Source organism: Frankia sp. CeCAU1 (assembly GCF_977971845.1).
In genome coordinates this window covers 1-10,266 of sequence record NZ_CDWWXA010000148.1, presented here as the reverse complement: position 1 = coordinate 10,266, position 10,266 = coordinate 1, and the positions used below count along the sequence as shown (strand labels likewise).

The window sequence follows — 10,266 nt, the reverse complement described above, 5'->3', positions numbered from 1 at the left end:
CTTCGACCCCGCCCCCAGGAACACACCCGGCCGGACGTCCCACCATCCCCGCCGAGAACATCGCCAAGGACCTCGTCGAACACCTCACCGAGGACCTCGCCCGATACCTCCCCCGCGCCCATTGCCCCGCCAAGGAACACCACCACCGCGACAGGCAGGTCGCATGGCGTCGCCCGACGACCCCGAGGAACACACCCGACCCGGCCCCTCACGCCTCACCGGCACGGATAAACAACAAAAAAGAAGCCCGGAGAGAGGAATAGTCCCACCGCCCGAAAACCACCGGCATATCTTGAGAGGATTCAACCAGCCAGAAAAACGATTATCCCGGCCCGACCAAAACCGCAAAGAAACATATCAGCCAAGAGGGAAAAATATCGGTGCGCCGCAGCCACAATACCCTCAGAAACAGTAGAATATGAGGTGCTGCAAGGGGGCATCATCAATCCATCACCCAGCAGGGACGGACCATGCAACCAGACGTCGCACTCGACAAAATCCGCAAACTCCTCGCGATGGCGGAAGCGGACGGCATCAGCGAGCAGGCCCGCGAAAGCTACAACCTGAAAGCCGCCGAGCTCATCGCCCGCTACGGCATCGACCAGGCCCGCCTCGACGCCCGACAGAACCGCCCCGCCACCCCCAGCGATATCCGCCTCGACATGGACCCGCCCTACGCCCGCGACAAGCTCAACCTGCTGTCCTCCATCGCTGTCCCCCTCGGCTGCCAGATCGTCTCCCACACCCGCCGCGACCCCGACCGGCTCCGCCAGCAGGCCCACCTGTTCGGGATGACCGCCGACCTCGACCGCGCCCAGATCCTCTACACCTCCCTGCTCGTCCAGTCCTCCTACGGCATCACCGCCGCCCGCATCCCCACCGGGGAAAACCCGCGCGCCTTCCGCCGCTCCTGGCTCGCCGGCTTCGCCGTCGCCGTCTACAAACGGCTCACTGCCGCCGAAGCCGCCGCGAAAGCCCGCGCCCTGCGCGAAGACACCACCAGCACCGGACCGTCGACCGCCCTCGTCCTCGCCGACCGCGCCACCCTCGTCCAACGCCACCTCACCCACACCTACCCCCGGCTGCGCAAGGGACGAGCCCGCCAGCTCTCCGGCTCCGGCGGCCGCGACGGCTACCACGCCGGCGAACGCGCCGACCTCGGCGGCACCCGCCTGACCCCCACCCAGCGGCCCGCTCTCGGCAGCTAACCCCACCGCACCCCGCGCCAGGCCGGCGCCGCCACCCAGCGGCGCCGGCCCTTCACCATGCCCGCAGCTATTCCGGTACGCCCCGTGCCGTCTGTTCTGCCGGCGTCCTTCCCTTCCAGGCTACGATCGACTCCGACAAAGATCAGACAATGATTCCGGGAGAATCCAGCCCCAGAGCAACCCGCCCGAGACCACGACCAGAAAATCGGCAGGACGCGGCACACAAATGCGCCCCCGAACCCCCACTCCCCCCGGGGAAAACAACCCGCCGGACGATGGACAGAACGGCACCCGGCGTCACCCACCTCCGACGGCACATATGGAGCTTGCGCTACGCGCAAGCTCCCAGGACCCATGAGGCCGCCCATCGAACCAGGGGCGAGAGGCTCCGGGCACGCCGTGCCCTGGTAGAGAATTCTCCGGGGTGGCGTCGAGGGAAAGGAACCTGACCCTGGGTGAGTTCAGCGACTGGGATATCGGCATTGCCGAGCGTCGCAGGCGTCGGCTACGGCGGCGAGGCCCTTCCTGGCGGAGTTCTACTGGCCGTCGAGCGCACCGGGGCGGTGCTGCCGTAACCATGCCTCGACCTCAGGGCGCCGCCAGGCCCGGAAGTTCGGTCGCGCGATAACGGGCGTCGGGAAGTCGGACGCCTTCGAGATCATCTTGTTGACGGCGGTCTGGGAGATCCCAAGCAACGACGCGATGTCACTGCTCGTCATGGTCTCATCCGCCACGGATCAACACTAGCTAGTTGCAGCGCTACAACCTCAGGGCGCATACTTTGATTGCAGCGCTACAACCCGTTGCGCCGAGAGGCGACTCCGCCCCGTGCCGACGATCGAGGCGGGACACCCGCGACCGATCCGCAAGGAGGCCGCAGTATGACCACCGTTCGACCATCCGAGCCACCCCCCAGTCCACAGCACGCGTCGGAGTTCGTCACGGTGACCCGCATCGTGCACCCGCCGGCGGTCGACATCGGGCTGTCCGTCTCGCCCGAGGCGACAGTCGAACAGGTAGCCGCCGCCCTCGCGTCCATGCCGGCCAGTGCCGTCTTCGCCGAGCACTTCGGCGACGTCGACGTCACCTTGGTCTTCCGCGAGACAGCATCCTCGGGCGACTGATCCGCCTTGGAGAGGGCGTCCGCCCGGGGGCGGGCGCTCAACGCTGCGCGGCGACGTCCTGCGCCGCGCCTTCACTCCGTTGTGATCCTCGCCGGGGACGGGCCCGTGCGGAAATCGGCGTTAGGGAGAACCGTTCTGCCTCGCGGCCAGGCCGCGAAGGTCGTCCGTTTCGTGGACGAACGCGGCGGTGAAGATGCGGGTCTGCGATGTCGAGGAAGCCGTGGTCGGGATCGTCGGCCAAGATCCGCTCTCCCCAGCTGATGGGTCGGCTCCCGCTCCAGCGAGTCGGTGGGGTACTCGCAAGGTTGGCTCAAGGTTCCGAGCTCTGCATGGTCGTGCTGGAGTGCCCTTCGAGTAGCAGCTTCCGGCATGTTTACATGATCGCTTCGTTCGTCGGCGGGACCATGGTCCTGAGCCGGATGGGTCGGGAAGCCGATGGTTGGGAGATGGCATCGACCCCCGGCCGGAAACTGTCGGACCCATCCGCTTGAATGATCCTCGGACGAGGTTGCGTCGCTAATCGGCCACGGGGGGTGGCTCGACGCGGACTCGAGAGCGGGGTTCAGCGATGTGGGCACACAGTATGAACACGTCCGGCATGCGCCACCGACTTGTCGATCATCTTGAGGGCACCGCACTGCTCGCTGAGCGTTTCGCCGCGGTGTTCGGTGCCGGTGAGGTGGGCCGCTTCGCAGGATTGGCGCATGACGTGGGCAAGGCATCCTGTGCCTGGCAGGACGGTCTGTTGCGGGCGGAGGCGACGGGCGTCCGCGTAGGTGAAGATCATAAAACGTTGGGCGTTCTTCTCGCGGAGCGGCGTGGGGCCTTCCCGGTGCTCGGTTTGCCTTTGCATGGTCATCACGGCGGGCTGACCAATCCGTCCGAGGTACGCTCGATGATCAAAGATCGAAGCAAACCGCGAGATGTACAGGACCGGGCGGAGGCGGAGGCAGCGCTACGTCCGCTGCTTCCTGGGTTGTTCGACGGGCCGCCGGTGCGTCTCCCGGTCGGGTTCGATGAGCCGGGTACCAGCGAGATGCTGATGCGCTTCCTGTTCAGCGCGTTGGTCGACGCGGACGGGCTGGACACGGCGGCTCATCGGTCCGGTGGCCAGCCGCAGGTTGCGGCTCCCGCGGACATGGCGATGTTGTGGGATCGGTTCGTCGGTCGGCGTAAGGAGATGCTGGCTGGTCGGCCCCCCGCCCCGGCTGCGGACCGGTTGCGCGGTGAGGTGTATGAAGCGTGCCTGGCCGCGGCGGCCGGTCCGACGGGAATCTACCGGCTGCCGGCGCCGACGGGATCGGGGAAGACGATCGCGGCGGCCGGGTTCGGCCTCCGGCATGCCCTCGAGCAGGGAAAGTCCAGGGTGATCGTCGCGGTGCCCTTCATCACGATCACTGAGCAGAACCATGCAGTGTACCGGCGTCTGTTGGACCCGGTCGGGGCGGGCAAGGGCGCTCCGGTGGTGTTGGAGCATCACTCGAACGTCACTGTCGATGACGACGGTCCGGCGCAACGGTGGCGCAGGCTGGCGGCGGAGAACTGGGATGCGCCATTCGTCGTGACGACCACCGTGCAGCTGTTCGACTCGCTTTTCGGCCGCAAGCCGGCGGCAATGCGCAAGGTGCACCGTCTCGCCAACTCCGTGATCGTCCTGGATGAGGTGCAGGCGTTGCCGGCGCCGCTGCTTCTCCCGATCGTGGACGGGTTGCGGACGCTGACGGCGCGGTTCGGGACGACGGTGTTACTGGCATCGGCGACACAGCCGGAGCTGTGGGCGCTGGATCCGTTGGAGTCGATCACGCCGATCGAGGTGATCTCCAATCCGGAATCCTTGTATAAGACGTCATGTCGGGTTCGGTACGAGTGGTGGCCCGATCCGAAACCGACGTTGGAGCAGGTCGCTGATCGGGTTGCCGATCCGGCGGCTGCCGGTGCAGACCAGTCGCTGACGATCGTGAATACGGTCGCGAATGCCCGCCAGATGCGGGACCTGGTTGCTGCCCGTGTACCGGCGACCACCCCGGTGCTGCATCTGTCGACGGCAATGTGCCCGGCGCACCGTCGAGAGGTACTCGCGGAGGTGAAGGAACGGCTCACCGCGCGGCTACCCGTCCGGCTGGTGAGCACCCAGCTGATCGAGGCCGGCGTCGACCTGGATTTCCCAGTGGTGTTCCGGGCGATGGCCCCGGCGGACTCGTTGCAGCAGGCCGCGGGCAGGGCGAACCGGGAGGGGCATCTCGGCCCGAAAGGCGGCTTGGTGGTCGTATTCGACCCGGCCGATGGCGGCCGTCCACGCTCCTACGACCTTCCCGTCGGCATCACCGCCCGGTACATCGGACTGGGCCGCGCCGACCCAGATGATCTCAAGGCACTACGCCTCTACTACCACAGCTACCTGCAAAATCCGCGGGTGTCAGGTAGGGATAGCAGGGGAGCGGCGGTGCAGATCAGCCGAGCGGCCCTCGACTTCCGCGCGGTAGCGGAAGGTCCGAAGCGCACAGGGGAAGACCCGAGACCGGACAGATCGAAGGCATTCCGAATGATCGATGAGGACACCGTCCCGGTCGCCGTGCCTTACCAGGGTGAGGAGGAACGGGTCCGTCAGCTCGTCGAGCGGATTCGCATGGTCCCGCTTCCCGAGCCTCGCCTCTTCCGCGATCTTCAACCCTACTTGGTCATGATCCAACGCCGCACCCGGGACCGCGCCGACGTCGCCACGCTGTGCCAGCCCGTCTTCGGGGACCTCGTCGAATGGGCCGGCAGCTATGACAAAAACACCGGCATCGTTCTTGAACCGTCAGGAGAGGAGTTCATCGCATGACCCTGACCCTGCCCCGTTCCCCCTCAGGGGACCCGCCGGTCGCCGTCCAGGTCTGGGCGGAAGGGGCGCTGTTCACCCGCCCGGAGTTCCGGGTCGAGCGGGTGAGTTACCCGGTGATGACGCCGACCGCTGCGGTCGGAGTGCTGGAGTCCATCTTCTGGAAGCCGGAGTTCCGCTGGGCTCCGGTGGCAATCGAGGTTCTCCGTCCGCTCCACCAGTTCACCCTCCGCCGGAACGAAACCTACGATCTGCCGCTTCTGTCGGACGCGGCAAGCGGAGTACGGCGGATCGACACGGTCGCTAACCGGGACCAGCGCAGCGCCGTCTGCCTGAAAGATGTTGCCTACCGGATCCATGCGCATGTCGAACTCCAAGACCATGCGACGAAGGACGTTGCCGCCTACCGGGAGCAGTTCCGCCGTCGGGTGAGCCGTGGTGCTTGCTTCCAGCAGCCTTACCTCGGCGCACGGGAGTTCCCCGCCTCCTTCGCACCGCCCGACGGCACACCTGTGTGGAAGCAGGACGAGGACCTTGGCGTCATGCTGCACCGCATCCACCACGGCCCACCGGTGGCGTTCGACTGGTTCACCGCCCGCCTCGATGCCGGCGTCCTGTATGTCCCGCGGGCCGGTATCCGTGGTGACGTTCCGGCGGTGGCCTGATGCTGCTGCAACGCCTCACCGAGTTCCAACGCCCGATGATCAGCGGGGTGGACGATCTACCGCCGTTCTACCAGTCTCGGCCGATGCGCTGGGGGTTGATGATCGACGCTGACGGTCAGCTCGCGATGCCGGACCTGCTAGATCTGTCCGATCCGACCGACAAACTACGCCGCTTCGGCGAGCCGGGCCCCGTGCCCTACCTGACCCGCAGCTCTGGCGCGTCGCCGCTGCTCGGTGCCGACGACATTCAATACGTCCTCGGTTGGGCCGATGACGATGCGAAGCCGGACTGGGTCGGACGGTGCCACGCAAGCTTCGTTGACCTCGTCCACCGCTGGGCCACCGCCTTCCCTGCCGATCTGATAGCTCAGGCCGTCGACGGCTTCTTCACGCGCCGTGGCCACAACCAGGTCCGCCGCCCGGAAGTCTGGACGTCGAAACAGGGAATTGTTCTGCTGGTCGGCGACGACGGGCACTGGCTTCCCGAGGAACGCTCCGTCCAGATCTTCTGGGAACGCGAGGTGCAGCGCCGCAAGGCTGGCGGGGACAGCCCCGACGGCGGGCGACGCGGAGTATGCCTGGTCTGCGGCCAGGATGGTGTTCTCGTCGAACGCTTCCCCCAGGGGATTCCCCGGCGGCTCGTTCCCCTCGCCGGTCAGGCCATTGCCGCACTCGTGTCCGCGAACAAGAAGATCCACACTTACGACTTCTCCGACAGCCTGGCAACCGTGCCGATCTGCATCGGCTGCGCCCGCATCTCCGTCGCGAACCTGCACTATCTGCTCGACCATCCCGATCACTCTCTGTCAGGTAGCGACGGTCGGATGACCTGGTGGACCATCGGCCGGGAAGTCGCCGTCATGACTCTTATGGGACAGGCGCGGGCAGCCGATGTCCGTGTCCTCGGTGAACGTGTCCACAGCGGTCGCGGCACTGAAGACACCGACCTGGAACACGAACGGTTCTGCTCAGTCACGATCAGTGGAAGCGGCGCTCGGATCGCAGTCCGGGACTGGATCGATATGCCCCTGGCGCAGCTCGAGGAAAATATCATCCACTGGTTCGGAGACCACCAGACATACGGCGTGAACCTGGCCCGCGGTGGTTACGTACCGCTGACCCGCCTAGTACTCGCTACCGGCCGGTGGATCGAGCAAGGCGGTGGAGACCGCTCCTCCGGCGAGTACGCCCGATTCGACGACCGCAGCGCGCAACGTCCCGACGGTGTCCGCCGAGACCTCCTGCGCATCGCGCTCAAAAACCTACCGGTACCACCCGCGCTGTTCGGCCATCTTCTGACCCGCATTCGTACCGACGGGCACGTCGATGACGCCAGAGTCGCACTGCTACGCCTGGCCCTGGTCCGCCGAGCCCGCCTTGCCGACGAAAGGAACCGACCTGTGCCCGGACCCGGTCTTGACCCGGACAACCATGACCCCGCCTATCTCGCCGGACGGATCTTCGCCCAGTTGGAATCCATCCAGTACTATGCTTCCCAGATGGGCCGAGAAAAGGGTGATCGGCTCAACACCACCTTCGCCGACCGATATTTCGCCGGTGCCGTTGCCAACCCGAAGACCGCTCTTATACAGGGATGGCTTCTTGTTCATCCATGGCTCAAGAAGATTCGTCGAGACAGTGTCGCCCGAGCAGTCGCTCTCGAAAATCAGCTGCATGGGCTCAACGAACTACTGGTAGCCAGCGGCGGATTCCCTGGTCGAGGAAATCCCGACGACCAGGCTATGTTCATTCTTGGCTATAGTCACCACCGGTCGGACTCAATGCGTCGAGGCGGCGCCGCCAACGCCGCGAAGACACCCGGCCCTGGATTTCCGCCGAACACTCCGGGGATGCCAGCGGATCCCGGCACACCCACCCCTTGATCAATATGCTGTCCTACCTGGCGTACTGCAGCAGATTCCTGAAGCCCACTACCGCCGTCATTTCACCAACTGCCCCCAGGAGTGCAATTCATGGCCTTCAACCTTGATCCCGAGAAGAAGCACGACATGGTGCTGCTGTTCGACGTCACCGACGGCAACCCCAACGGTGACCCGGACAACGGAAACCGGCCCCGCACCGACGACGAAACCGGCCATGGCCTGGTCACCGACGTCGCGATCAAGAGGAAGGTCCGCGACACCATCGGCCTGGCCGCCGAAGCCGAAGGCCTCGACCTGACCCGCTACCAGATCTTCGTCGAAGCCGGCCACGCGCTGAACACCCGACTGGAAGAGTCCTACCTCGTCAAGGGACTCGAACTCGGCAAGAAGATCGACGATGCGAAAGCCGCGAAGGCCCGGGAATGGCTCGCCAACCGGTACGTCGACATCCGCCTGTTCGGCGCGGTCCTGTCCACCGGCAAGACCCAGTCGCTGGGGCAGATCCGCGGACCGATCCAGGTCGGCATGGCCCGGTCCCTCGACCCGGTCCTGCCCGTCGACCATGCGATCACCCGGGTCACCCAGACCACCCAGGCCGACATCGACAAGGGCGAACGCACCGAGATGGGCGGCAAGTGGACCGTCCCCTACGGCCTGTACCGGGCAGAGATCCACTACTCGGCGCCCCGAGGCCGCCAGACCGGTGTCAGCGCCGCCGACCTCGACCTGTTCCTGCGCACCCTGGTCAACATGTTCGACCACGACCGGTCCGCGACCCGCGGCGAGATGGCCACCCGTGGCCTGTACGTGTTCAGCCACCACAACGCCTTCGGCGTCGCACCGGCCCACACCCTCTCCGCCCGCATCACCGCCCGGAAGATCTCCGCGGGTGAACCGCGCAGCTTCGGCGACTACAAGATCGACGTCGATGACGCCGACCTGCCCGACGACATGGCCCTCACCCGCGTGCTGGGATGAACCCCTCCGACTGGTGGCCCGGCGGGGACGCCCACGCCGGACGGCTTCCCATCTCCGCCCTGGAACACCACGCCTACTGCCCCCGCCAGGCCGCACTGATCCACCTCGACAACGTCTTCGCCGACAACATCGAGACGATGCGCGGCAACGTCGCCCACGCTCACGTCCACGAACCGTCCCCCGCCGTCCCCACCCCACAGGGAAACCGGATCCGGCAGGTCACCGGCCTGCAGGTCTGGAGCGACCGGCTGGGCCTGTACGGGGTATGCGACGTCGTCGAGATCAGCTCGACCAGCGCAATCCCGATCGAGCACAAGGTTGGCCCCTACGTCCCCGGCGGGCCGGCCGATCTCCAGGCCGGCGCCCAGGCGTTGTGTCTGCGAGACATGCTCACGCTCGACGTCCCCTATGCCGAAGTGTTTTCCCACACCGACCGTCGGCGCCACCGCGTCGACCTCACCGACACACTCGCCACCCGAATCATCACCGCAGCCGAGCGGATGCGAGACATCCTCACCACCGCGGCCCTCCCCGAGGCCGTCGCCGACCGCCGCTGCCGACGATGCTCCCTACACCACGACTGCCTCCCCGAGCTGGCCAACGCCGCGGCGGGCACCCACGACCTGTTCACCCCACGACCCGCAGGACACTGGCATGGCTGAGCTCCTCAACACCCTCTACGCCACAACACCCGGAACCAGCCTGCACCTCGACGGCGACGCCGTACGCATCTGGCATCCCGACAACGACAAAGGCCGCCGCCTTCTCCCCCTCGTCCGCGTCGATCACATCGTCGTCTTCGGCGGCGTCACCATCACCGACGATCTCCTACAACGCTGCGCCACCGACCGCCGCTCCGTCACCTGGCTCACCGGCAACGGCCGCTTCCGCGCCCGCGTCGAAGGACCCACCGGCGGCAACCCCCACCTACGCATCGCCCAACACGATCACTTCCGCGACGACGAACGACGCCTCACTCTCGCCATGTCATACATAGCCGGGAAACTCCAGAACAGCCGCCAACTCCTCCTCCGCGCCGCCCGCGACGCCACCGGCACCCGCCAAACCGCACTCCGCGACACCGCCGCCCACCTCGCCGACGCCCTCCCCACCCTGCGTGACACCACCAACGTCGCCGAGGCCATGGGCGTCGAAGGACAGGCAGCCCGCCGCTACATCGCCACATGGCCGCACCTGCTCACCCCGCACGCGACCGTCACCGCCCCCGCCGGACGCACCAGCCGACCCGCCACCGACCCGGTCAACGCCGCCCTGTCCTTCGGCTACGGCATCCTGCGCATCGCCGTCCACGGCGCCCTCGACCACGTCGGCCTCGACCCCCACATCGGCTACCTCCACGGCATCCGCCCCGGCAAACCCGCCCTCGCCCTCGACCTCATGGAAGAATTCCGCGCCCTGCTCGTCGACCGCCTCGTCTTCACCGCCTTCAACCAGCGCCAGCTCACCGATGCCGACTTCGAACACCACCCCGGCGGCTCCTGCCAGCTCACCGAGTCCGGCCGGAAAAACTACCTCACCCTGTGGAGCCAGGCACGCGCCCGAACCTGGCCCCACACCCTCCTCACC

At 66.6% G+C, this 10,266-nt stretch carries 9 protein-coding genes; 8 read left to right on the top strand and 1 reads right to left on the bottom strand.

The genetic code is table 11. The features are described from left to right. Positions 1-470 precede the first annotated feature (470 nt). Complete coding sequence (locus tag AC08OO_RS19900; RefSeq protein ID WP_134351942.1) at positions 471-1,208, top strand: DUF2786 domain-containing protein; 738 nt, start codon at positions 471-473, stop codon at positions 1,206-1,208. A 536-nt stretch (positions 1,209-1,744) separates the two neighbouring features. Here the strand turns inward: AC08OO_RS19900 and AC08OO_RS19895 are convergent. Then, entirely contained in the window at positions 1,745-1,927 is a 183-nt protein-coding gene (locus AC08OO_RS19895; RefSeq protein WP_035958778.1) for a helix-turn-helix transcriptional regulator, read from the bottom strand. 162 nt (positions 1,928-2,089) lie between these two features. Here AC08OO_RS19895 and AC08OO_RS19890 point away from each other — a divergent pair, with 162 nt between their 5' ends. The 7 genes from AC08OO_RS19890 to cas1c form a co-directional block, all read left to right on the top strand. Next, positions 2,090-2,332: a hypothetical protein gene (locus AC08OO_RS19890; RefSeq protein ID WP_011437723.1), complete on the top strand. Its 243-nt coding sequence runs from the start codon at positions 2,090-2,092 to the stop codon at positions 2,330-2,332. 583 nt (positions 2,333-2,915) lie between these two features. Continuing rightward, a complete protein-coding gene (gene cas3, locus AC08OO_RS19885) occupies positions 2,916-5,156 on the top strand; it encodes a CRISPR-associated helicase Cas3' (RefSeq protein WP_201783647.1) in 2,241 nt (746 codons plus the stop codon). Next, entirely contained in the window at positions 5,153-5,818 is a 666-nt protein-coding gene (cas5c, locus tag AC08OO_RS19880) for a type I-C CRISPR-associated protein Cas5c (RefSeq protein ID WP_011437725.1), read from the top strand. Before cas3 ends, cas5c begins: the two co-directional genes overlap by 4 nt. Continuing rightward, on the top strand, positions 5,818-7,701 hold the full coding sequence (locus tag AC08OO_RS19875; RefSeq protein WP_051623911.1) for a type I-C CRISPR-associated protein Cas8c/Csd1: 1,884 nt from the start codon (positions 5,818-5,820) through the stop codon (positions 7,699-7,701). The genes cas5c and AC08OO_RS19875 overlap by 1 nt, the downstream gene beginning before the upstream one ends. A gap of 90 nt (positions 7,702-7,791) precedes the next feature. Further along, on the top strand, positions 7,792-8,679 hold the full coding sequence (gene cas7c / locus AC08OO_RS19870) for a type I-C CRISPR-associated protein Cas7/Csd2 (RefSeq protein ID WP_476611232.1): 888 nt from the start codon (positions 7,792-7,794) through the stop codon (positions 8,677-8,679). Beyond that, positions 8,676-9,341: a CRISPR-associated protein Cas4 gene (cas4, locus tag AC08OO_RS19865; RefSeq protein ID WP_011437728.1), complete on the top strand. Its 666-nt coding sequence runs from the start codon at positions 8,676-8,678 to the stop codon at positions 9,339-9,341. The genes cas7c and cas4 overlap by 4 nt, the downstream gene beginning before the upstream one ends. After that, positions 9,334-10,266, top strand: a 933-nt coding sequence (gene cas1c / locus AC08OO_RS19860; protein ID WP_476618876.1) for a type I-C CRISPR-associated endonuclease Cas1c, incomplete at its 3' end; no start/stop codon positions are given. The genes cas4 and cas1c, both read left to right, overlap by 8 nt.

Excerpts from the sequence above, each read along its gene's own strand:
- cas3 (WP_201783647.1), top strand. The coding sequence starts at position 2,916 with ATGAACACGTCCGGCATGCGCCACCGACTTGTCGATCATCTTGAGGGC.
- cas4 (WP_011437728.1), top strand. The coding sequence starts at position 8,676 with ATGAACCCCTCCGACTGGTGGCCCGGCGGGGACGCCCACGCCGGACGG.
- AC08OO_RS19890 (WP_011437723.1), top strand. The coding sequence starts at position 2,090 with ATGACCACCGTTCGACCATCCGAGCCACCCCCCAGTCCACAGCACGCG.
- AC08OO_RS19875 (WP_051623911.1), top strand. The coding sequence starts at position 5,818 with ATGCTGCTGCAACGCCTCACCGAGTTCCAACGCCCGATGATCAGCGGG.
- AC08OO_RS19900 (WP_134351942.1), top strand. The coding sequence starts at position 471 with ATGCAACCAGACGTCGCACTCGACAAAATCCGCAAACTCCTCGCGATG.
- cas7c (WP_476611232.1), top strand. The coding sequence starts at position 7,792 with ATGGCCTTCAACCTTGATCCCGAGAAGAAGCACGACATGGTGCTGCTG.
- AC08OO_RS19895 (WP_035958778.1), bottom strand. The coding sequence starts at position 1,927 with ATGACGAGCAGTGACATCGCGTCGTTGCTTGGGATCTCCCAGACCGCC.
- cas5c (WP_011437725.1), top strand. The coding sequence starts at position 5,153 with ATGACCCTGACCCTGCCCCGTTCCCCCTCAGGGGACCCGCCGGTCGCC.